Below are 237 nucleotides of genomic sequence, written 5' to 3'. Positions count from 1 at the left end.
ACCGAGGGCCGTCTGCCCGGCGGGGAGATCGTGCAGCTGTCCCGGCACGGCGAGGGCCACCACCGGCTGTCCGGCCAGGCCGACCACAAGGCCGACCTCGCCGCCCTGGCCGCCGCGGGCGTCACCGCCGTCAGCCAGACCGCGGGCCCGGAGGTGGTGCTCGCCGGAGAGGCCGAACTACCCCTGGCCCTGGTCGGCTTCGTCACCGACCACGCCAACGGCGTCGCGCCCGTACCC

1 pseudogene is annotated in these 237 nt (G+C 76.8%); it reads left to right on the top strand.

Annotated elements, in window-relative coordinates:
• Positions 1-237, top strand: a pseudogene (locus ACSNOK_RS36145) (hypothetical protein); the annotation flags it as partial.

The organism is Streptomyces sp. URMC 126 (assembly GCF_051386555.1).
Lineage (GTDB): Bacteria > Actinomycetota > Actinomycetes > Streptomycetales > Streptomycetaceae > Streptomyces.
This window is presented reverse-complemented; position numbering and strand designations above follow the sequence as displayed.